Origin of the sequence: Micromonospora antibiotica (assembly GCF_017599305.1) — a bacterium.
Taxonomy (GTDB): domain Bacteria; phylum Actinomycetota; class Actinomycetes; order Mycobacteriales; family Micromonosporaceae; genus Micromonospora; species Micromonospora antibiotica.
Window position 1 is genome coordinate 25,774 of sequence record NZ_JAGFWR010000029.1, and the last position, 22,153, is coordinate 47,926.

General features: G+C 72.4%; 18 protein-coding genes and 1 pseudogene. 15 read left to right on the forward strand and 4 right to left on the reverse strand.

Features of this window, described 5'->3' with window-relative positions:
- Window positions 1-52: 52 nt before the first annotated feature.
- Window positions 53-1,489 carry a gamma-aminobutyraldehyde dehydrogenase gene (locus JQN83_RS28870; RefSeq protein ID WP_208570313.1) on the reverse strand — a complete coding sequence of 479 codons (1,437 nt, stop codon included), beginning with the start codon at window positions 1,487-1,489 and terminating at the stop codon, window positions 53-55.
- 143 nt (window positions 1,490-1,632) lie between these two features.
- Between JQN83_RS28870 and JQN83_RS28875 the strand changes: the two genes are divergently transcribed.
- Window positions 1,633-3,072, forward strand: coding sequence for an aldehyde dehydrogenase family protein (locus JQN83_RS28875; protein WP_208570314.1), 1,440 nt, complete (start codon window positions 1,633-1,635; stop codon window positions 3,070-3,072).
- A 16-nt stretch (window positions 3,073-3,088) separates the two neighbouring features.
- Here the strand turns inward: JQN83_RS28875 and JQN83_RS28880 are convergent, their stop codons facing one another.
- Window positions 3,089-4,312, reverse strand: a complete 1,224-nt coding sequence (locus JQN83_RS28880) for an SUKH-3 domain-containing protein (protein WP_208570315.1) — start codon at window positions 4,310-4,312, stop codon at window positions 3,089-3,091.
- 74 nt (window positions 4,313-4,386) lie between these two features.
- Here JQN83_RS28880 and JQN83_RS28885 point away from each other — a divergent pair, with 74 nt between their 5' ends.
- The 6 genes and pseudogenes from JQN83_RS28885 to JQN83_RS28910 form a co-directional block, all read left to right on the forward strand.
- Window positions 4,387-4,818, forward strand: a complete 432-nt coding sequence (locus JQN83_RS28885) for a YbaB/EbfC family nucleoid-associated protein (RefSeq protein WP_307799855.1) — start codon at window positions 4,387-4,389, stop codon at window positions 4,816-4,818.
- Complete coding sequence (locus JQN83_RS28890; protein WP_208570317.1) at window positions 4,811-5,155, forward strand: hypothetical protein; 345 nt, start codon at window positions 4,811-4,813, stop codon at window positions 5,153-5,155. The genes JQN83_RS28885 and JQN83_RS28890 overlap by 8 nt, the downstream gene beginning before the upstream one ends.
- A gap of 15 nt (window positions 5,156-5,170) precedes the next feature.
- A complete protein-coding gene (locus JQN83_RS28895) occupies window positions 5,171-9,211 on the forward strand; it encodes a toxin glutamine deamidase domain-containing protein (RefSeq protein WP_208570318.1) in 4,041 nt (1,346 codons plus the stop codon).
- Entirely contained in the window at window positions 9,183-9,473 is a 291-nt protein-coding gene (locus tag JQN83_RS28900; RefSeq protein ID WP_208570319.1) for a hypothetical protein, read from the forward strand. The genes JQN83_RS28895 and JQN83_RS28900 overlap by 29 nt, the downstream gene beginning before the upstream one ends.
- A gap of 149 nt (window positions 9,474-9,622) precedes the next feature.
- Window positions 9,623-9,820, forward strand: a complete 198-nt coding sequence (locus tag JQN83_RS28905; protein ID WP_208570320.1) for a hypothetical protein — start codon at window positions 9,623-9,625, stop codon at window positions 9,818-9,820.
- A gap of 37 nt (window positions 9,821-9,857) precedes the next feature.
- Window positions 9,858-10,496, forward strand: a pseudogene (locus tag JQN83_RS28910) (endonuclease V); the annotation flags it as partial.
- Window positions 10,497-11,165: 669 nt separating this feature from the next.
- Here the strand turns inward: JQN83_RS28910 and JQN83_RS28915 are convergent.
- Complete coding sequence (locus JQN83_RS28915) at window positions 11,166-11,456, reverse strand: hypothetical protein (RefSeq protein WP_208570321.1); 291 nt, start codon at window positions 11,454-11,456, stop codon at window positions 11,166-11,168.
- A gap of 997 nt (window positions 11,457-12,453) precedes the next feature.
- On the opposite strand from JQN83_RS28915, the gene JQN83_RS28920 reads away from it, so the two are divergent.
- The 6 genes from JQN83_RS28920 (at window position 12,454) to ahcY (ending at window position 19,490) form a co-directional block, all read left to right on the forward strand.
- Window positions 12,454-13,836 carry a phosphomannomutase/phosphoglucomutase gene (locus JQN83_RS28920; protein WP_208570322.1) on the forward strand — a complete coding sequence of 461 codons (1,383 nt, stop codon included), beginning with the start codon at window positions 12,454-12,456 and terminating at the stop codon, window positions 13,834-13,836.
- Window positions 13,837-13,899: 63 nt separating this feature from the next.
- Window positions 13,900-14,085, forward strand: coding sequence for a Trm112 family protein (locus tag JQN83_RS28925; protein ID WP_088642951.1), 186 nt, complete (start codon window positions 13,900-13,902; stop codon window positions 14,083-14,085).
- Window positions 14,082-15,278, forward strand: a complete 1,197-nt coding sequence (locus JQN83_RS28930; protein WP_208570323.1) for an SIS domain-containing protein — start codon at window positions 14,082-14,084, stop codon at window positions 15,276-15,278. The genes JQN83_RS28925 and JQN83_RS28930 overlap by 4 nt, the downstream gene beginning before the upstream one ends.
- A 91-nt stretch (window positions 15,279-15,369) precedes the next feature.
- Entirely contained in the window at window positions 15,370-16,377 is a 1,008-nt protein-coding gene (locus JQN83_RS28935; protein WP_208570324.1) for a cation diffusion facilitator family transporter, read from the forward strand.
- Window positions 16,378-16,379: 2 nt separating this feature from the next.
- The gene (gene manA / locus JQN83_RS28940; RefSeq protein WP_208570325.1) at window positions 16,380-17,693 is read left to right on the forward strand and encodes a mannose-6-phosphate isomerase, class I; all 1,314 of its coding nucleotides are present in this window, start codon (window positions 16,380-16,382) and stop codon (window positions 17,691-17,693) included.
- A gap of 309 nt (window positions 17,694-18,002) precedes the next feature.
- Window positions 18,003-19,490, forward strand: coding sequence for an adenosylhomocysteinase (ahcY, locus tag JQN83_RS28945; RefSeq protein WP_208570326.1), 1,488 nt, complete (start codon window positions 18,003-18,005; stop codon window positions 19,488-19,490).
- Window positions 19,491-19,594: 104 nt separating this feature from the next.
- Here ahcY and JQN83_RS28950 read toward each other — a convergent pair whose 3' ends face one another.
- Window positions 19,595-19,765 carry a hypothetical protein gene (locus JQN83_RS28950; protein WP_208570327.1) on the reverse strand — a complete coding sequence of 57 codons (171 nt, stop codon included), beginning with the start codon at window positions 19,763-19,765 and terminating at the stop codon, window positions 19,595-19,597.
- 300 nt (window positions 19,766-20,065) lie between these two features.
- On the opposite strand from JQN83_RS28950, the gene efeU reads away from it, so the two are divergent.
- Window positions 20,066-20,962 (forward strand): iron uptake transporter permease EfeU, encoded by an 897-nt coding sequence (efeU, locus tag JQN83_RS28955; RefSeq protein WP_244253421.1) that lies wholly within the window; start codon window positions 20,066-20,068, stop codon window positions 20,960-20,962.
- 25 nt (window positions 20,963-20,987) lie between these two features.
- Window positions 20,988-22,121, forward strand: coding sequence for an iron uptake system protein EfeO (gene efeO / locus JQN83_RS28960; RefSeq protein ID WP_208570328.1), 1,134 nt, complete (start codon window positions 20,988-20,990; stop codon window positions 22,119-22,121).
- Window positions 22,122-22,153 lie beyond the last annotated feature (32 nt).

The following is a 22,153-nucleotide window of genomic DNA, read 5'->3' on the forward strand; positions in this document are numbered from 1 at the left end:
TGTTCGCGACTGCGGGGCTCGCAAACCCGGCTCACTCCTCGCGCTCACGGGATCAGCCGCCGAAGTGGTGCATGACGTGCTTGATCCGGGTGTAGTCCTCCAGGCTGTAGACCGACAGGTCCTTGCCGTGCCCGGAGTGCTTGAAACCGCCGTGCGGCATCTCCGACACGAACGGGATGTGGGTGTTCACCCAGACGCAGCCGAAGTCGAGCCGGCGGGTCATCCGCATCGCCCGCCCGTGGTCACGCGTCCAGACCGAGGCGGACAGGCCGTAGTCGACGCCGTTGGCCCAGCGCACCGCCTCGTCCTCGTCGGTGAACCGCTGCACGGTGATGACCGGGCCGAACACCTCCTGCTGGATGATCTCGTCGGCCTGGCGTACCCCGGAGACCACGGTGGGGGAGTAGAAGTAGCCGCGCCCGCCCACCCGCGCGCCACCGGTGTGCAGGTCGGCATGATCGGGGAGCCGGTCGACGAAGCCGCTGACCCGGGCGAGCTGGTTGGCGTTGTTCAGCGGGCCGTAGAGCACGTCGGCGTCGTCCGGGGCACCGGTGCGCGTGTTGCGGGCCTGCTCGGTGAGGGCCGCCACGAAGTCGTCGTGCACGCCGGGGCCGGCCAGCACCCGGGTCGCCGCAGTGCAGTCCTGACCGGCGTTGAAGTAGCCGCCCATCGCTATCGCCTCGGCCGCCGCCGCCACGTCCGCGTCGTCGAAGACCACCACCGGGGCCTTGCCGCCCAGCTCCAGGTGGGTCCGCTTGAGGTCCGGCGCGGCGGCGGAGGCGACCTCCATGCCCGCCCGGGTCGAGCCGGTGATCGACACCAGCTGCGGCGTCGGATGCGCCACCAGGGTACGACCGGTGTCCCGGTCGCCGCAGACCACGTTGAACACCCCCGGCGGGAAGAACTCGGCGGCGATCTCGGCCAGCAGCAGCGTCGACACCGGCGTGGTGTCCGACGGTTTCAACACCACCGTGTTGCCGGCCGCCAACGCCGGGGCGATCTTCCACACCGCCATCATCAGCGGGTAGTTCCACGGGGTGACCTGCGCACAGACCCCGATCGGCTCCCGCCGCACGTACGAGGTGTGCCCGGCCAGGTACTCCCCGGCCGAACGGCCCTCCAACATGCGCGCCGCCCCGGCGAAGAACCGGAACTGGTCCACCGCCGGCGGCAACTCCTCCTCGGCGGTGAGCTGCCGCGGCTTGCCGGTGTTGCGCACCTCCGCGTCGACCAGCTCGGCGGCCCGCGACTCCACCGCGTCGGCGAGCTTCAGCATCGCCCGCTGCCGCTCCGCCGGGGTGGTCTCCCGCCAGGTCTCGAAGGCGGTGGCGGCGGCCCGCATCGCCGCGTCCACGTCCGCCGCGCCGGAGACGGGAGCCTGGGCGAAGACATCACCGGTGCAGGGGTCGATCAGGTCGGCGTGACCGCCGTCCACCGGGTCGACGTACGCGCCGTCGACGAAGTTGCGCAACTGCTGCTGGTCGCTCATGGTGAGGTCTCTCCAGGGGTGGCTGGGAGTCGGAGTCAGCGGAGGCAATCGCAATCTGACTGCCATCTTGGCTACCGAATTCGCGGCAGACAAGGGCTTGAGCGACTGTTTCCGTGTGACTGCCCGTCGTCTACGCTGCCGACGTGGAGCCGAGAGCGTGCTGGGTCGCCGGTCGTGCCGTCCACGGCGACGACGAGGTGACCGTCACCCACCCGTACGACGGTCGGGCGGTGGGGCGTACCAGCTGGGCCACGCCCGGCCAGGTCGAAACCGCCGTCGCGGCGGCGGCCCGGGTGGCGACGGAGGCCGCGGCCCTGCCCGCGCACGTGCGGGCGGCGGCCCTCGACCACGTGTCCCGGGAACTCGCCGCGCGGGCGGCCGAGGTGGCCGACCTGATCACCGCCGAGAACGGCAAGCCCGTCACCTGGGCGCGGGCCGAGGTGGGCCGGGCGGTGTCGACGTTCCGCTGGGCGGCCGAGGAGGCCCGACGGTTCTCCGGCGAGATGCAGCGCCTCGACACCGACCCCACCGCGACCGGCCGGATCGCCCTGGTCAGGAGGGTGCCCCGGGGGCCGGTGCTGGGCATCACCCCGTTCAACTTCCCGCTCAACCTGGTGGCGCACAAGGTCGCCCCGGCCCTCGCGGTCGGTGCGCCGATCATCGTGAAGCCCGCCCCGGCGACACCGCTGTCCGCGCTGCTGCTCGGCGAGATCCTCGCCGGCACCGACCTGCCGGCCGGGATGTTCTCGGTGCTGCCGCTGCCCAACGACCGCACCGCCGACCTGGTCGACGACCCCCGGCTGCCGGTGGTGTCGTTCACCGGCTCCGGGCCGGTCGGCGCGCAGATCCGCCGTCAGGTGCCGGACAAGCACGTCACCCTGGAACTCGGCGGCAACGCGGCGGCGGTCATCTGCGCCGACTGGTCGTCCGACGCGGACCTGGACTTCGCCGCCCAGCGGATCGCCACCTTCGGCAACTACCAGGCCGGGCAGTCCTGCATCGCCGTGCAGCGGGTCCTCGTGCACGAACACCACCACGACGCCTTCCTGCCCCGGCTGGTCGCCGCCGTGCGGGCACTGCGCACCGGCGACCCCACCGCCGAGTCGACCGACGTCGGGCCGCTGGTCTCCGTCGAGGCCGCGCAACGGGTCGAGGCGTGGGTCGACGAGGCCGTCGCCGCCGGGGCCACCGTCGAGACCGGGGGCCGCCGCGACGGCGCCAGCTACCCACCCACCGTGCTGACCGGGGTGCCGGCGTCGGCCAAGGTCTGCGCCGAAGAAGTCTTCGGGCCGGTGCTGGTGGTGGCGTCGGTGGACAGCGACGGCGCCGCGTTCGCCGCCGTCAACGACTCGGCGTACGGGCTGCAGGCCGGCGTGTTCACCCACCGGCTCGACGTGGCGTTCACCGCCGCACGGGTGCTGGAGGTGGGCGGGGTGATCGTCGGCGACGTGCCGTCGTACCGGGCCGACCAGATGCCGTACGGGGGCGTCAAGGGCAGCGGCGTCGGCCGGGAGGGCGTGCGGTCGGCGATGGACGACTACACCGAGCCGAGGGTGCTGGTGCTGACCGGGATGCCGCTGTAACCCCGGCACACCCCTCTCACCAGCTGCCGTCGTCCCGGACCCGGGTCGGGGCGAGACCCAGGAGCAGGGTGGTCAGCGCCGCATCGACGTCGTCGCCGAGGAACCACTCGCCCGCCTGGTCCAGCGCGAAGACCCGGCCGTGCTCGTCCACCGCCAGGATCGCGTCCGGATGCCCAGCGCCGATCGGGAAGAGCCGTACGCCGAGCACGGCACCGAAGTCCGCCAGGGTGGCGGCGGTGTAGGCGGCGTGCACGGGGTCGATGGAGAACCGCGAGATCCACACCTGCCGCCCGGGACCGCGCCGACCGGAGGCAAGCCCCGGAAACCTGGTGAGGGCGTTCAGCGCGGACGTGAGATCAGGATGTCGGGGGGAGATCTCCCTCGTTTCCGCCATCGCCTCCTCGGCAAGGCCATCGTCACCGAACCCCGGACGCCAGCCGGCGCTCACCAGCGCGTCGGCCACCTCCGGCGCGAACCGCCCCGGCTCCGGCGCGGCCTGCCTGTCCGGCTGCCACTGCCGGGTGAACGCGAGTTCGGACCAGCCGAGGACCGCGAAGTGCACCAGGAAGTTGAGGCAGGAGTCGCACGGGCGTTCCGCCGGGCCGGCCTGTGGATCATCCGGCTCGCGGGCCAGGAACACGTCCATCCCGGTCGCCAGCAGCAGCGACTCCGCCTCGCGCATGGTCAGCGGTGGCTGGCCGGCGGCGGCGCGACGGTGGTCGTACTCGTGCAGGACGTCGGAGACGACGACCATCTCGGCGTGCCGGTCGCCTCCGCGCACCAGGTGCCCCGGGGGCAGCTCGTCCAGGTAGGCCCGGACCAGTGGGTGGTGCCGCACCGCCACGTCGCCCTTGACACCGTGACCGAGGTAGGTGCGGCCCTCGACAGTCAGGTGCGCCACGGTGGCGGGTGTCGGCAGCCGACGGATCTCGCGGAGCAGCAGGCTGGCCGGGTCGACGGTGCGCGGGGCGGGGGTGCCGGTGGGACGGCTGCGGCGGTACATCTGCTGCACCACGGCCGCCGGCACCCGGGGCCAGGTGGTGACCTCGCCGGTCTCCTTGTCGACGACGGTGGTCGGCAGGTCGCCGGGGTCCGTGTCGACCGCGCGGTCGACGGTCGACCTGATCACGTAGCCCAGGTCGAACTCGTCCAGGGTGGCCCGGCACTCGTGGCCCAGACGCTGCGAGTCCCGCCGGGCCCACACGTCGGCGAGTTGCTCGGCCTGTTGGCGATCGATCACGGCCCGAAACTACCGGACCCCACGGAATCGTGGCACCCGGTATGGTTCGCCTGACTGACGGTGACCGGGGGAGGGTGGCCTTGGCCGAGAGGGTGGACCGCGACGCGAACCAGGCGCTCCGGGCGCGGTTCGACGAGGTGTACGGCCAATACCGGCGGTTGCGGTCCGGTGTGGACGAACTGGGGTCCGAACTGGCCGCGCTGCGGGTCACGGAGCGGTCGGACGACGGCCAGGTCATCGCCACGGTGGGTGCCCGCGGCGAGCTGATCTCGGTGGAGCTCACCGGCGAGGTCTACCACGACCGCGATCACCACGCGCTCAGTCGCAAGATCACCATGACGGTGCACCGGGCCTGCGCCCGAGCGGCCACGGCCACCCAGGAGTTGGTCGCCGCCCATCTGCCGGCCGGCTCGGGGTCGGTGGAGTTCCTGCGTACGGGCGACTTCGGCGCACTGTTCGGGCGGGCCGACGCGGTGCTCCGGCGGGAGGACGAACGGCATGGGTGAGGGGCAACTCTGGCTCGATCCGGCCCGGGCTCGGCGGGGTGGCGCCGACCTGCACCTGGCCGGTGAGTCGGTGTCGGCCCGCCGCGTCACCCTCGGTGCGGAGATCACGGCGGCCAGCGCACCCCGCCCATGGGGTCGGGACGACATCGGCGCGGCCTTCGAGATGAGCTACCGGTCCCACGAGGAGACCCTGCTGCGTGCCTGGGCCGGGCTCGGCCGATCGTTGGAGGGGCTCGGCACCGACGTGGTCACCTCGGTCGACGCCAACCTACGGACCGACGCGGCCAGCGGCCGGCGCTTCGACCGGGTGGCCGACCCTCGTGACCGTCGGCACTGACCTGCGGGGGAAGCCGTGACCGTGCTGCCGAGCCCGATCCCGCACCCCCTCGACTACAGCCCTTGGGACCTGCCGGGCTGGGCCTACGAGGCGCTTGACTGGGTGGTCGGCGTGGAGTGGCCGGAGGGAAACGAACGCGCCGTCTGGGATCTCGCCGACCAGTGGTACGCCGTGGCGGGCGCGCTGGCCGGCCCCCGTGCCGACGCGATCGCCGCCGCCACCGAGGTACGCGGCGGATACGGCGCAGCCGGCGCGGTCCCGGAGGCGTTCGAGGTGGCCTGGCGACGGCTCGCCGACGGCGACGATGCCCCGTTGACGGTGCTGCTCGCGGTCAGTACCGACCTGGGCCGCCTGGTCGAGGAGTGCGGCTGCGACATCGAGGCCGCCAAGCTCGAGGTGTGGATCGAACTCGGCATCCTGGTCGTGGAGCTGCTCGCGCTCGCCGTCGCTGCCGCACTCACCGCCGGGGCCGCCTCACCGGCGGCCGGCGCTGCGGTCACCGCCAGTCGGCTGGTCATCCAGCAGATTTTCCGCCGGCTGATGGCGCAACTGGCCAAGAAGGCGCTCCGACAGGGCCTCAAGGAGGCGGGCGAGCGGGCCGCCAAAGAAGTGGCCCGGGACGGGATGCGTGGGCTCGGCAAGCGGGCGGTCAAAGGGGGCCTGTTCGAGGCGGGACAGGAGGGCGGCGTCAACCTCGCGACGCAGGCGTACCAGAACTCCACCGGTCGCCGGCACGGCCTCGACCTCGCCGATTTCGGTGCGTCGGCGCTCGGTGGACTGGCCGGTGGTGCGGTCGCACCACTGGCCGGGCTGGGGCGGCACGCCACCGGGCGGGGCGCCCGGGTCGGTGAGCACCTGGGCCGGGAGATGACCGGTGAGGTGCTCGCGGAGGGCGCGGCGGGGCTGGCCACCGGCCAGGGAGCGTTGTCGCCGGAGGACGCGGCCCGGGCGGCCGTCTCCGGGGTCGGCGGTTCGGCGACCGCGCAGGCGGACGCCGCACTGCACGCCCGCCTCGACGGCCGGCTGCACTCGTTGGCCGACGCCACCCAGGTGTCGGCGGCCTTCCCCGTCCCACCGTCGCCGGTGCCGGCCGGCGCTGAGCAGGCGTCCCCGGCCGGCGATGCTCCTGGGCGGTCGGCCGCTGACGCTTCCGTGCCGGGACCGGCGACGTCCTTCGGCCCCACCGTCGTGGCCGGTGACGGCTCAGGCACTGCCGCCGAGACGCCGTCACCCCGCGATCCGCAGGTGCCGCCCGATCCCGGCCGGGCCGCCGCTGCCGTCGGGCCGGTGGACGGGCTGGCGGGAGCGGGCGCGGTGACGCCCCCGGCCCCACCGGCACCCGGGGTCGACCACGTCACGGGCGCGGCTCCGGCGTCGATCGTGGCCGAGTCGACGCCGTCCAGCCCCACCCTGTCCTCGGTCGCCGCCGATCAGGTGACCTCCCCGCTGACGGCAGGTCGAGTCGCTGAGGTGGTGCCGACGAACGCGGCGGTCACCGCACCACCCGGGCCCGACTCCGGGCAGGGCAACCCGCCCGCGAGCGTGACGACAGCGGGCGGAGCACCGACGGCAACCGCTACGGCGTCACCCACCGCAGACCCCTCTCCTGGACGCATGACGTCGGGCGCTTCCACGGCCGGCGTTCCGCCGGGGCCGGCACCCGGTGGGTCGGTGGGGCCGGCACCGACGACAGGGCTCCCGACCCACGGCAGCGCACCGGCCACCGGACCGGACACCCCGCAGGCCGCCCGGGAGAGGCCGCCGGGCGTAGCCGACCGCGATGACGGGCGGCAGGGCGACAGGCGGTTCCCGCTCCTGGAGGCGCTGGCCCCCCGGCCCGTGGTCCCGCCGCCCACCGAGCCGACTCCCCCGACACCAGATCCGGACGACGAGCCACCCCGCCCGAGAACTCCCCGGTGGTACGCCGCGAAATGGGCAGCCGAGCGGGAGGCGCTCGACCGTCGCCGCTATCAGGGCTACTTCGAGGCCCAGCGACACTGGTTCGAGGATCGGCGACGTAGGGATGACGCCGGCTTCCGGCGAGAGGTCGCCCGCGAGCACGAAGCGAGGGCACAGCGTGCTGCTCGCCGGGCGAACCACCTACAGCGCGAAGGCCGTCTCGAACTGGCCAACTGGTATCAGCAGATCGCGAGTACCGAGCAGGCGGACAGCTATCGGGAGTTGGATCTGGCCTCGGCGATCATCGACGGCCGGGTCTTTCCCACGGATGTCGTCATCGGAGATCCTGCTGACTTTTCCCGCATCAACGACGACGTGGCCGAGTTGGCCACCGGTGGGGTCGAGACGGGCGACAGGTCGGCGCTCACCGGCGACGACGATCCGCCGCCCATCGACCGCTCCCGCCGGTACGGGCAGTTCGGTGGGTTGCGGCCACCGCTGGCCCTGCACCAGACCGACCTCGAACGGCAGATGCCCCGGCAGCCGGACGGCAGTGTGGTGCGTACCCCCGATCCCCGGCAGGGCGGGTGGTTCGCGCTGGCCAACGACGGTGGCCCGCAGGCCGACCCGACCCGGGGCATCAACTGCCTGGACTGCACCCTGTCCCTGTTCGAGACGTGGGTGCACGGTCGACCCAGGGTGGCCGCGCCCCGTACCTTCGACGGCTACCTGCAAGGCGACATCCGGCGTCCGGTCAACGGTGAGGCCGGCGGACCCGGCCGGGTCGAGGAGGTCACCGGCGGACGGTTCCAGAAGCTGTTCGCCGTCGCCGACGGTGTCCCGCCGGGGCCGGCAGACCTGCGCCAGTCCGTCGAACGGGGCTACCGCAACCTGCACGACCAACTGGTCCTGGGAGGTCACGGCAGCTACGCCTTCCTGATCACCGAGTGGGAGAACGGCGGCTCGCACGCCTGGGTGGCGCTCAACCAGAACGGGACGGTGCTCTATCTCGACCCGCAGGCGGGAACGGTCCACGAGCGCCCCCTCTACGCCCATGCCGGCCGGCGGCACCCCGACAACGTCGTCGGTATCGACGCGCTGATCCTCGGCGGAGACGGCCACCCGATGCCGTTGGCCGGGTTGGCGCGGGGGCGGTTCAGCGCCCTGCCCGCCCTGCCCGAGCACCCGCCGGCACCCGACGACGAGCAGGGGTACGGCGACCCGTACCTCAACCGCCTGCACCTGCTCGACGGGCCCGGTGGCTCGGACCCCACGGCGGACGCTCAAGATGACCCGTCGGAAACGAGTGGTCAGGGCGTACAGCCGGCGGACGTGTTCGCCGAACTCTCCGCGCATGAGCGTAGGGTGCTTGACAGGATTCATGAGCAGGCGGCGGTGGTGGCCGACGATGTGGAGAGCGCGCTCTCCCGGGTAGGCAGGGCACTGGGTTCAGATGGTGCGGTCGAACTGCGTGACCAGGAGTTCCGGTTGAAGAGTCCACTGTCCCTGGCCCGTAAGTTCCTCGACGAGGCACGTGCAGTCGGCGTCTCGGTGGAGGAATTCAGCGGTGAGGTCAACGACGTTCTCAGATTCTGTTTCGTAGTGTCACAGGTAGTGTCTTACGAGCAGGCGGTGCATGGGACCGTGGCGGAGTTGAGTCGTGCCGGATTCACGGTTGACGAGCGCTCCTGTAAGAACTTCTGGCGGTCCGGCAATCGGTTCTACGGCTTCAACTGCACCGTCCGCTCCCCGCAGGGGCAGCTCTTCGAGTTGCAGGTGCACAGCCAAGCTTCCCGCGCCGCATGGTTGGCGACACACCGCGCGTACGAGGTGCTGCGTCGCACGACTCGGTCGCCGGCACAACGGGTCGAAGCATTCTTGGAGATGTTGTCGATCAACCGTCGCCACGGAATGCCCGCCGAAGTACCCACCCGGCTTGCGGAGTTCTTCGCTGCGAAGGATGCCACCTTTGCGAAGTGGATACACCTCAACAGGGGCGTCTGGTGGTCCTACATCGAGGCGCTCCGAGCTGATGGGCGAGACTTTGCGGGTGTCGCTGCGCAGTTCGGGCTGACGGCGCAGGACTTCCCCGTATCTCCCGAACTGGAACATCACATGGAGCGTCAGAGTGTTGACCTACTACGTTCTGTCCCGTAACGCCCAGACGGCTGAGCCGGCAGGTGTGTTCGTGATCGACCCGGCGCGGGGGCATGCCCTGATGTGGGACCACCGCCGCCGCTCATGGGTGTACAACCCTGGGCTCGTTACCCGGTTTCTTGACGACTATCGAAATCTCGACCGTTACCGCGAGGTCGACCGGGTTGCTGCCGATCAGGTCGCGTTGGCAGTGACGGGAGGACAGTTCCTCCCGGACGCCGAAACCATCGAAGGCATTTTCGAGCAGGCGGCAGGCGAGTAGATCCCGCCAAGGCCGCACTGCCCGGCGGGTATGGAGCGGTGAGGGTGGATGGGTCTGACGCCTCGCAGAAGCAGCCTGCCTGAAGGCGGGACGCCGCCGGCAGCCTCCGGCGAAACGGGTGCTTTGCGGCAGCTGAATACGATGAGGTGATGTACCCCTCCGCCAACAAGCGCCAGCTCACCGCCTGGGTGTCGGGCCTGCTCATCGGCATCGTCATCGGGTGGAGCATGTTCGAGGACGCCGTCGGTGTGGTGTTCGGGATCTCCATCGGCACCATCTTCGCGATCGCCTTCGGGGCCTTCGGCAACAAGAAGGAAGAGGGCGGGCGCGACGGTGAGCCGAGCTGAGTCGGCTCGGCGGCCCGAGCAGCACCGCGGCACCGAGCTGACGGTCGCCGAGGCGGTGGCCGTACAGGACCGGTTGCGGCCCCACGCGGACCTGGTCGGGCCGGGTCCGCGCCGGCCTGCGACGGTGGCCGGCCTGGACGTGGCGTACGCCGAGAGTGGTGACCTGCTCGCCGCAGCCGTGACCGTGCTCGACGCCACGACCCTGGAGGTGGTGGACCGGGCGGTCCACGTCGGCCGGCCCGCCTTCGGGTACGTGCCGGGGCTGTTCGCCTTCCGGGAGCTGCCGGCGTTGCTGGCCGCCCTGGACGGGCTGACGACCCGCCCGGAGCTGCTGGTCTGTGACGGGCACGGGTTGGCCCACCCGCGTCGCTTCGGGTTGGCCTGTCATCTGGGCGTGGTGACCGGGCTGCCGGCGATCGGGGTGGGTAAGACCCCGCTGGTGGGCGGGTGGACCGGGCCGGGTCCGCGCCGGGGGGACGCCGCCCCGCTGGTCGATGCCGGTGCGGTCGTCGGCCGGGTGCTGCGTACCCGGGACGGGGTGAAGCCGGTGTTCGTCAGCGTCGGGCACCGGATGAGCCTGGACAACGCGGTCGACCAGGTGCTCGCGTTGACTCCCCGGTACCGGCTGCCGGAGACCACCCGGACCGCCGACCGGCTCTGCCGTCACACCCTCGCTGCCGCCACGGCGCTGGTCGGCGAGGAGTTCGTGGGCAGGGAGCTGGCCGGTGTCGAGCCGGCGGCCACGGCGTCGGCCGGTACGGGTGGCGGGTCGCCGAACGGCAGCCGTGCGTCGGCGGGGTGGGCGGCCGGCACCGAACCGCCCATCCTGGGCCCTGCCGCCGAAGGGTCCGGCGCCGCCCGCCCGGGGAACGAGTAATACGGCCCACATGCGGGACGCTCTGTCACCGGGTGGGTCGCTGACCGGGTTGTAACCTGACCCGCGGCCCCGCCGGGGCGGGAGGGGAGGGGAGATGTCCGTGTGTCGGCAGGCGACGCGGGTGGTGGCCGTCGGTGCGCTGCTCGGTGGCCTGGTGGCGGTCGGCGCGCTCCCCGCGTATGCGGACTCGGACCGGGTGCGGGTCCGGGCCTCGGGTGCCTTCTCCGCCGGTGGTTCTCCGGGCGCGGTCTCGATCGAGGTGCGTAAACGTAGCGCCGGATGCGTGTCGCTGCGCACCGCGCTGGGGCTGAGCCTCACCGGGGTTGGCGCGGACCAGGTGCGGGTAGAGGTGCAGACCGGCGGCCGCTGGTCCAGCGTGCCCGTTTCCGGAGACGGTGGCGTGGTGCGGGTCTCCCGTACCTCGTCGGCGGCTCCACCGTTGTGCAGGGGGAAGAGCAGCACCGTCCGCTACCGGGTGGCGTTCCTGGCCGGGGCACCGGCGGGTCGGTTGGCCGTGGTCGGTGAGGCGACCACGGCGGTCGGCCGGCTGATCGGCCGGGGCACCGACACGTCCAGGGTCGGCGGGAGGGCTGCCGGCACCCCGACCCCGAGTCCCACCCCGACCAGGAAGCCCACGCCCACCCCCGTCGCGTCCACCCCCGTGCCCGCGACGGAGCCGGTGGCCACCCAGGCCGTGCTCGCCGCCTCGCCCGCCGGCCGGGCCGCCGCCGCAGAGACCTCCGGAGGATCCATGATCATGTACGCCGGTATCGCCCTGGTGGTCCTGGGTGCCGGGCTCATCGCCCTGTTGATCTTCCGGTCCCGGGCCGATCGGGCCCGCGCCAGGGCGGCTGATGCCGACCACGCCCCGGCCGCCGCCCCGGCTGACTTCCCGGCCGTCCCGCAGCCCCGCAACCCGGGTCCGACCACCTACCGCTCCGGGGTCGCGGTGCCGGGTCCGCCCCCGTCACCCGCCGGCCAGGTGTACGGGGGCCAGCAGCCGCCCGCCGGTGGCCAGGTGTACGGGCAGCCGCAGCCCCAGCCGTCCGCGCCGGCCCGCCCAGGCAGCCTGTACGGGGCACCCGGCACCTACCCGGCGGTGACACCCGCCCCCGCCCCGCGCCCGGCCGGCGGGGTGTACGGTGCCCGCCCGGCCTCCGCCCCGGACCACCCCGCTTCCGCCCCACCCTCGGCTGCCCCACCGGTGTCGGCCCGGGCCGTCCCCGTCCCGCCGGCCGCCGCTCCGCCTGCCCAGGCCGTCCCGGCCCCGCCCGTCCCGGCCCCGCCTGTTCCGGCTCCGCCCGTCTCGGCCCCGCCTGTTCCGGCTCCGCCCGTCTCGGCCCCGCCTGTTCCGGCTCCGCCCGTCTCGGCCCCGCCTGTTCCGGCTCCGCCCGTCTCGGCCCCGCCTGTTCCGGCTCCGTCGGTCTCGGCCCCGCCTGTTCCGGCTCCGTCGGTCTCGGCTTCGGCTGTTCCGGCTCCGCCCGTCTCAGCCCCGCCTGCTCCGGCCCCGGGTGTCCCCGTGCCGCCGGCTCCGGACGGCTCCACCGCCGCCCCGCCGGCCCCGTCGGCCGCTGTTCCGCCGGCCCCGGCGCGGCCCGTCTCCGTCCCGCCCGACCAGGGGCGGTCCGCTCCGACGCCCACCACCGGCGGTGGGTCGACAACGATCATGCCCCAGCTCCCCGGCTAGCACGGGACGGACGCCACCGCTCCGATACGCTCAGGGTCGTTGACGACCCCTGTCGAGGAGCTGAAACCGGTGTCTGACCTGTCCCAGATCGTGAAGGCGTACGACGTCCGTGGGACGGTGCCCGACCAGTGGGACGAGCGGGCGGCCGAGGCGCTGGGGTCCGCCCTCACCCAGGTGCTCAACTCCTCAGGTGAGCCGGGCGACGCCGTGCTGGTCGCGCACGACATGCGGGCCACCGGCCCGGGGCTGGCCGCCGCCTTCGCCACCGGGGTCCGGGCCGAGGGGCGGGCCGTGATCGAGCTGGGGCTGGCCTCCACCGACATGCTCTACTACGCCTCGGGCGCGTTGGGCCTGCCCGGGGCGATGTTCACCGCCAGCCACAACCCGGCGCAGTACAACGGCATCAAGATGTGCCGCTCCGGTGCCCGCCCGATCGGCCAGGACAGCGGCCTGGCCGACATCCGGGTCCGGGCCCAGGCGCTGCTGGACTCCGGCACCCGCCCCACCGCCGCGCCGACGGCCCCCGTCGACCGGCGTGACCTGCTCCCCGACTACGCGGCCCACCTGCGCAAGTTGGTGGACCTGTCGACCATCCGCCCGCTCAAGGTGGTGGTGGACGCGGGCAACGGGATGGGTGGCTACACGGTGCCGAGTGTGCTCGGCGACGCGGCGCTGCCGGCCCTGCCGTTGGAGATCGTCCCGCTCTACTTCGAGCTGGACGGCACCTTCCCCAACCACGAGGCCAACCCGCTCGACCCGAAGAACCTGGTCGACCTGCAGCGGGCGGTGGTGACCCACTCCGCCGACCTGGGCCTGGCCTTCGACGGTGACGCCGACCGCTGCTTCGTCATCGACGAGCGGGGCGAACCGGTCTCCCCCTCGGCGATCACCGCCCTGGTCGCCGCCCGCGAGCTGGCCAAACACCCCGGCTCCACGGTGATCCACAACCTGATCACCTCCCGCGCGGTCCCGGAGATCATCCAGGAACACGGGGGGGTGCCGGTGGTGGCCCGGGTCGGCCACTCCTTCATCAAGGCCGAGATGGCACGCACCAACGCGATCTTCGGGGGCGAGCACTCGGCGCACTACTACTTCCGGGACTTCTGGTTCGCCGACACCGGGATGCTCGCGGCCATGCACACCCTGGCCGCATTGGGCGAGCAGTCCCAGCCGCTGTCCCTGCTGGCCAGCGTCTACGAACGGTACGTCGCCTCCGGCGAGATCAACTCCACGGTGACCGACCAGGCCGCCCGGGTGGCCGAGGTACGGGCCGCCTACCCGCAGGCGGAGGCGGACGAGTTGGACGGGCTCACCCTGCGGTTCCCCGACGGCGCGTGGTTCAACCTGCGCGCGTCCAACACCGAGCCGCTGCTGCGGCTCAACGTGGAGGGCCCCACCCAGGAGCGGATGACCTCGCTGCGTGACGAGGTGCTGGAGCGGGTTCGCCGATAAGATCCCTCGCGCCGGTCGGCACCGTCGACCGGCACAGACCACACACGTGGAAGGAGCCGCGCCGTGGCCCTGGACCCGCAGTTGCTCGAAATCCTCGCCTGCCCGGACACACACCACGCACCGCTGGACTACGACGCTCAGGCCCAGACCCTCACCTGCACGCAGTGCGGTCGCATCTTCGAGGTGCGCGACGACGTGCCGGTGCTGCTGCTGGACGAGGCACGCGGTGGGCCGGAGGCGCAGCGGTGATGGAGGGGACGGCCGGCGTGAGTGGCCGGCGGGTGGCCGACGAATCGATGCTGGACGACCCGGAGGCGGTCGCCAGCCACGATCCGGGTGGAATGTTGCGCTTCACCGCCTCCGCCGGGGCCCAGGTGCGGGAGTCCGCCGCGCTGGCCGCCGAGGCCAACCTGGCGCTGCTGGAGGACGAGGGCCGCCCCCGGGCGGTCGTCATCGCGGGCATCGGCACCGCCGGGCGTACCGGGGACGTGCTCGCCACGGTCGCCGGGCCGCGCTGCCCGGTGCCCGTCATCCCGCACCGCAGCGCCGGGGTGCCCGGCTGGGTCGGCGCGGCCGACGTGGTGATCGCGGTCAGCGCGTCGGGTCGCAGCCCGGAGGCGCTGGGTGCCGCCGAGGCCGCGCACCGCCGGGGTGCCCGGTTGGTCGCGGTCGGCGCCCCCGACTCGCAGTTGCAGTCGGTGGCCGAGCGGGCCCGTGCCCCGTTCATCCCGGTGCCCCGCCGGGCCCCGGCCCGCGCCAGCCTCTGGGCGCTCACCGTGCCGGTTCTGCTCGCCGCCCGTACGCTCGGCCTGGTGAAGGTCAACGAGGCGGATCTGGCCGAGACGGCGGCCCGGCTGGACGCCGACGCCGACCGGTGCCGGTCGACCGCCGAGTCCTTCGTCAACCCGGCGAAGTCGCTGGCCCTCGGGCTGGCCGGGTCGATTCCGATCGTCTGGGGGTCGTCCCCACTGGCGACCGTGGCGGCCCGCCGGTTCGGCGACACGCTGTCGGCCAACGCCCGTTACCCGGTGGTCGCCGGGGCGCTGGGTGAGGCCGGCCGGGGCCGGGTCGGCCTGCTCGACGGCGTCTTCGGCGGCCTGGTGGAGTCGACCCGGGACATCTTCGCCGACGCGGACGAGGCCGAGCCCGACCCGACCCGGTTGCGGCTGGTGCTGCTGCGTGACGGCGGGCTCAACGCCGACGACGACACCGACGAACCGCTCGCCGTCGAGGAGCGCCGCGCCGACGCGGTGCAGACCCTCGCCGAGCGGCGGGGCGTGCGTTGTGACGTGGTCACCGCCGAGGGTGGTTCCGCGCTGGAACGGCTCGCCTCCCTCGTCGCGGTGCCCGACTTCGCGTCGATCTATCTGGCCCTGGCCCATGGGCTGGACCCGATGGCCGTACCGGCCGTCACCGAGATGAAGGAGCTGTCGAACCAGTGAACGCATGCAGGGACCGCGCTGTGGGCGAGCGGGCCGTCGGACCGGGTAGCGCGGCGTCTCACGTCGCCGCGTCGCGGAGCGGAGCGACAGCGTGAGCGCGAACGGTGGGACCAAGGCGATCATCGCCGCCCTGCTGGCTAATGTCGGCATCGCGATCACCAAGTTCATCGCGTTCCTGCTGACCAGCTCGTCGTCGATGCTGGCCGAGTCGATCCACTCGGTGGCGGACTCGGGCAACCAGGCGCTGCTGCTGCTGGGTGGTAAGCGGGCCAAACGGGCGGCCACCCCGGAGCACCCCTTCGGGTACGGCCGGGAGCGCTACATCTACGCGTTCATCGTGTCGATCGTGCTGTTCAGCCTCGGTGGCCTCTTCGCGCTCTACGAGGCGTGGCACAAGGCGGCCGACCCGCACCCGATCACCGCGTGGCAGTGGGTGCCGGTGACTGTCCTGCTGGCGGCCATCGTGATGGAGGGCTTCTCCTTCCGTACCGCGATCAAGGAGTCGAACCACACCCGGGGCAACCAGTCCTGGGTGAACTTCATCCGTCGGGCCAAGGCGCCGGAGCTGCCGGTGGTGCTGCTGGAGGACTTCGGCGCGCTGGTCGGTCTGGTGCTCGCGCTGTTCGGTGTGGGGTTGACGCTGATCACCGGCAACGGCATGTGGGACGCCGCGGGCACCGCGATGATCGGCGTACTGCTGGTGATCATCGCGATCGTGCTGGCGATCGAGACCAAGAGCCTGCTGCTCGGTGAGGGTGCCGACCCGGCCGACCTGGCGACCATCGAGCGGGCGGTCACCGCCGGCCCCGAGGTCGAGCGGATCATCCACATGAAGACGCTCTACCTCGGTCCGGAGGAGCTGATGGTGGCCGCGAAGATCGGCGTGCCGGCCTGGGAGAGCGCCGAGGAACTCGCCCGGGGGATCAACGCGGTCGAGGCGCGGATCCGTACGGCCGTGCCGATCGCCCGGGTCATCTACCTGGAACCGGACATCTACAGCGTGGCCGCCGAGCGGGCCGGCACCGGCACGGCCGCGCCGACCGCCGTCGTGCCGTCGCCGAGCGAGTCGGGTGAGGTGGCCGGGCGGGCCGGGGGCTGAGCGTGGAGCTGCTCTACGGGTCGATCCGCGACTACGCCTGGGGGTCCCGCTCGGCGATCGCCGAGTTGCAGGGGCGACCGGTGCCCAGCGCCGGCCCGGAGGCGGAGTTGTGGCTGGGCGCCCACCCGGGTGGCCCGGCCACGGTCGACCGGGGCGGCGAGCGGATGAGCCTGACCGATCTGCTGGTCGCCGAGCCGGATCACTGGCTCGGCGACCAGGTGGTAGGCCGGTTCGGCACCCGGCTGCCGTTCCTGCTGAAGGTGCTCGCGGCAGAGGCCCCGTTGAGTCTCCAGGCCCACCCGGACGCCGAGCAGGCCCGCGCCGGGTACGCGGCCGAGCAGGCTTGCGCCGGGTCGCCGGCCGGGCAGGCGGAAGCAGGGCAGGTGAGGGCAGGGCAGGCTGAGGCCGGGCGGGCAGGGGTGGGCAGTGGCACCGGGGCGGGCCACGCCGGAACCGCTGCTGGGGCGGGCCAGGCCGGAACCGTCGTCGGGGCGGGTCGGGGTGGGCGGCCGCGTAACTACGTCGATCCCTACCACAAGCCGGAGTTGCTGGTCGCGTTGACGCCGTTCGACGCGCTCTGCGGGTTCCGTGACCCGGCGGTGTCGGCGACGGCGTTGGCCGGTTTCGGCGTACCGGAGCTGTTGCCGGTGGTGGCCGCGTTGCGGGCCGGTCCGGCGGGGCTGCGCGAGGCCGTACGGACGCTGCTGACCTGGCCGGACGCGGACCGTGCCCGGCTGATCGGGGCGGTGCGCACGGCGGACGTGGCCGGGCCGGACGCCGACCTGGCCCGGGAGTTGGCCGACCGCTACCCGGCCGACCCGGGGGTGCTGGTGGCGTTGCTGCTGCACCACGTCCGGCTGACGCCGGGGGAGGCGATCTGGATGCCGGCCGGCAACCTGCACGCCTACCTGCGGGGTTGCGGTGTGGAGATCATGGCGGCCAGTGACAACGTGTTGCGCGGCGGGCTGACCCCCAAACACGTGGACGTCGACGAGTTGCTGCGGGTGCTGTGCTTCGAGGTGCTGGACGATCCGGTGATCGCCGCCCGTCCGGTGGCGTCCGGGGTGGTCCGGTGGCCGGTGCCGGTGGACGATTTCGCGTTGCACCGGGTGACGGTGGAGGCGTCCGGGCCGGAGGTCCGGCTGCCGTTGCCCGGCCCCCGGGTGGTGTTCTGCCACAGCGGCAAGGTCGCGGTGGACGACGGGGTCGGCGCGGTGATGCTCGGTCCGGGGCAGGCCGCCGTGGGCACGGCCGCCGCGACGGCACTTGTCGTCTCCGGCACGGGCGCGGCGTTCGTCGCCAGTTGCGGCATCTGAACGATCTCACCCCTTTTCCGCAGCAGAGTTGGCGGCAAACGCGGCACGCCGCAAGTCCGACTTTCCCGAATTGCTTGACTATGCCGTGGCACAGTGTAACTATATGTGTACGCAGCGTTGTCGCGACGAAGGTCCGGTGGCGCGCGGGGGAAACCAAACCGGGGGGATGCACGGGGCGGCCGGCAGGTGGGCGGAGGTTTCGTCCGGTGCCGACCGCCCCGTGTGCTGTCCCGAGGCGGCCCACCGTGCGCCGCGAGAAGGCGAGCGTAAGGTGGATGGTCGCGCAGCCATCGTTCGACAGGAGCCTTCATGACCAGCACCCTCCCGGCGTCATCCAGCGACGCCCGGCCGGCCACCCTCGCCGAGGGCGACTACAAGGTGGCGGATCTGTCGCTCGCCGAGTTCGGGCGCAAGGAGATCCGCCTCGCCGAGCACGAGATGCCCGGCCTGATGGCGATCCGCCGTGAATTCGCCGACGCCCAGCCGCTCGCCGGCGCCCGGATCACCGGTTCGCTGCACATGACCATCCAGACCGCCGTCCTGATCGAGACGCTGGTCGCCCTCGGCGCGCAGGTCCGGTGGGCGTCCTGCAACATCTTCTCCACCCAGGACCATGCCGCCGCGGCGATCGTGGTGGGCCCTGAGGGCACCCCGGAGGCCCCGGCGGGCGTCCCGGTCTACGCCTGGAAGGGCGAGAGCCTGGAGGAGTACTGGTGGTGCACCGAGCAGGTGCTCGCCTGGCCGGACGGGCAGGGCCCGAACATGATCCTCGACGACGGCGGTGACGCCACCCTGCTGGTCCACAAGGGCGTCGAGTTCGAGAAGGCCGGGGTCGTCCCGCCGGTCGAGTCCGCCGACTCCGAGGAGTACGCGGTCATCCTCCAGGTGCTGCACCGCAGCCTCGGCGAGGACAACCAGCGCTGGACCCGGATCGCCGCCGGCATCAAGGGCGTCACCGAGGAGACCACCACCGGCGTGCACCGGCTCTACGAGATGCACCGGGCCGGCACCCTGCTCTTCCCGGCCATCAACGTCAACGACTCGGTGACCAAGAGCAAGTTCGACAACAAGTACGGCTGCCGGCACTCCCTGATCGACGGCATCAACCGGGCCACCGACGTGCTGATCGGCGGCAAGATGGCCGTCGTGCTCGGCTACGGCGACGTGGGCAAGGGCTGCGCCGAGTCGCTGCGCGGCCAGGGCGCCCGGGTCGTGGTGACCGAGGTCGACCCGATCTGCGCCCTCCAGGCGGCGATGGACGGCTACCAGGTCGCCACCCTGGAGGACGTGGTCGAGCAGGCCGATATCTTCATCACCGCGACCGGCTGCTTCGACGTCATCACCAACGAGCACATGGCCCGGATGAAGCACCAGGCCATCGTCGGCAACATCGGCCACTTCGACAACGAGATCGACATGGCCGGCCTGATGAAGCGCTCCGACGTCACCCGGGAGAACATCAAGCCGCAGGTCGACGTGTGGCGCTTCGACGACGGCCACGCCATCATCGTGCTCTCCGAGGGCCGCCTGCTGAACCTGGGCAACGCCACCGGTCACCCGAGCTTCGTGATGTCGAACTCGTTCGCCAACCAGACGATCGCCCAGATCGAGCTGTTCACCAAGACCGACGAGTACCCGATCGGCGTCTACGTGCTCCCCAAGCACCTGGACGAGAAGGTCGCCCGGCTGCACCTGGGCGCGCTCGGTGCCCGGCTGACCGAGCTGACGAAGGAGCAGGCCGCCTACCTCGGCGTCTCTCCGGAGGGCCCGTTCAAGCCCGAGCACTACCGCTACTGAGCACACCCGTGCAGGGCCGGCCGCCGAGCGGCCGGCCCTGCGCGCGTCCGGGGGTCTCGCGGCGCTGTGGGGCGGTCCGGCGGGGTCGTGGCCGGTGGATGCCGCTACCGTCGCCCGGCAGAGCGGATCTTGTCGCGGCGGGCCGGACGGACCCAGGTCCACACGCACCAGGCGAGCCAGGCGAGGGAGACGACCAGGGCCAGCGGGCGCAGCCGGAGTGCGTTGAGGACGATCACCAGCGCGAGCACGCCCAGCCACGGGCCGAAGCCCTTCACCGGTGCCGTCCCGGCTGGCGGTGGCGAAGCGCGCCGGGGGCGGAACTCACCGGTGGCGGGGCGTACGCGGGGCGGAGGGTGGGGGTGCGGGGCGTGTCGGGCACGGGCCGTCCTGTCCTGGGGTACGTCGGATTTTGCCACGTCGGGCGGTTGACTGGCACCCCCCGGCCAGCGGGTCCGCCCGACCATCCCGACCAGGGTGAACCCTGTCATGAACGACTTGACGGGACCCCGGATCAGGAGGAAGGTATGGCTGCCCTAAGTAAACTGAGGCATGCCTGACCACGACACGGAGTACCGATGTTCGCCACGTACCTGATCGGCCTGCGGGAGGGCCTGGAGGCGACGCTGGTCGTCAGCATCCTGGTCGCCTTCCTGGTCAAGTCGCAGCGCCGCGACCGGCTGCCCCAGGTATGGGCCGGCGTCGGGCTCGCCGTGGCCCTGTCGGTGCTGTTCGGTTGGCTCATCGAGTACACCTCGACCTCACTGCTGGCCCGCTCCGAGGACCGGGAACTGTTCGAGGCGGTCACCTCGGTCGCCGCCGTCGTCTTCGTCACCTGGATGATCTTCTGGATGCGTCGGGCCGCCCGGACGATCGCCGGTGAGCTGCGCGGCAGACTGAGCGAGGCGTTGGCCGTCGGCTCGTTCGCGGTGGCCGGGATGGCGTTCCTCGCGGTGGTCCGGGAGGGCCTGGAAACCGCCCTGATCTTCTACTCGGCGGCGCAGAGCGCGACCGGCGGCACCGGCTCCGGGCCGCTGCTGGCGCTGATCGGCGGCATCGTCACCGCCGTCGGGATCGGCGTCCTGCTCTACCGCAGCGCCCTGCGGATCAACCTGTCGACGTTCTTCACCTGGACCGGCGCGCTGCTGATCCTGGTCGCCGCCGGCATCCTCAAGTACGGCGTGCACGACTTCCAGGAGGCCGGGGTGCTGCCCGGCCTCAACGACCTGGCCTTCGACATCACCGGCGTGCTCGACCCCAACACCTGGTACGCCGCCCTGCTCGCCGGCATGTTCAACATCACCGCCGCGCCGAGCGTGCTGGAGATGGTCGCCTGGGTCGCCTACGCCGTACCGGTGCTGGTGTTGTTCCTGCGGCGGCCGGCGGCCCCCGCGAAGCCCGCACCGGCCGGCGACCCCGCCCCCACCGGCGACGGTAACCCCACCACCCAGCCGGCCGTGTCGCGGCGAGCCTGAACCTTCCCGAGGAGACAAGCAAACGATGCGTACCACCCGTTTCCTGGCGCTCGCCGCCGTCGGCGCGCTTGCCGTCACCGGTGTCACCGCCTGCGGCGGCAAGGACGAGCAGCAGGATGGCGCGGCCGCCAACACGGTCAAGGTCAAGGCCACCGACAGCGTGTGCGAGGTCGACGTCACCGAGTTGGACGCCGGTCAGGCGACCTTCACCGTGACCAACTCCGGCAGCAAGGTCAACGAGTTCTACGTCTACGCCGCCGGTGACCGGGTGATGGGCGAGGTGGAGAACATCGCCCCGGGGCTGAGCCGCGAGTTGCGGGTGGAACTGCCCGCCGGCACGTACGAGACGGCCTGCAAGCCGGGGATGAGCGGCCGGGGCATCCGGGGCGCGCTGAAGGTCAGCGGCACCGCCGCGACCGTGGCCCCGGACGCCGCGCTGACCCAGGCCACCGCCAGCTACCAGCGGTACGTGACCAGCCAGACCGCCGCCCTGCTCACCAAGACCGAGGAGTTCGTCGGCGCGGTCAAGGCCGGCGACGTGCCGAAGGCCAAGGCCCTGTACCCGGTGGCCCGCACCTACTGGGAGCGGATCGAGCCGGTCGCGGAGAGCTTCGGCGACCTCGACCCCAAGATCGACGGTCGGGAGGAGGTCATCGAGGAGGGCATGGAGTTCACCGGCTTCCACCGGATCGAGAAGGACCTCTGGACCACCGGCGACATCAGTAAGGACGGCCCGATCGCCGACCGGCTGCTGGTCGACGTCAAGGAGATCGTGGCCCGGGCCAACGCCGAGAAGCTCACCCCGCTCCAGCTCGCCAACGGGGCCAAGGCCCTGCTCGACGAGGTGGCCAGCGGCAAGATCACCGGCGAGGAGGAGCGGTACTCGCACACCGACCTCTGGGACTTCAACGCCAACCTGGAGGGCTCCAAGGCCGCCGTCGCCGCGCTGCGACCCGCGCTGGAGCAGCGCGCCCCCGAGCTGGTCGCCCAGCTCGACAAGGAGTTCGCCAACGTGGAGGCGGCGCTCGGCAAGCACCGCGACGGCGACGGCTGGAAGCTGCACACCCAGCTGAGCAAGACCGACCTCAAGGAGCTGTCGGACAGCATCAACGCCCTCGCCGAGCCGGTCAGCAAGGTCGCCGCCGCCGTCGCCCGGTGACGACGGGTCAGCACGGCCGTCGTACGGCCGGT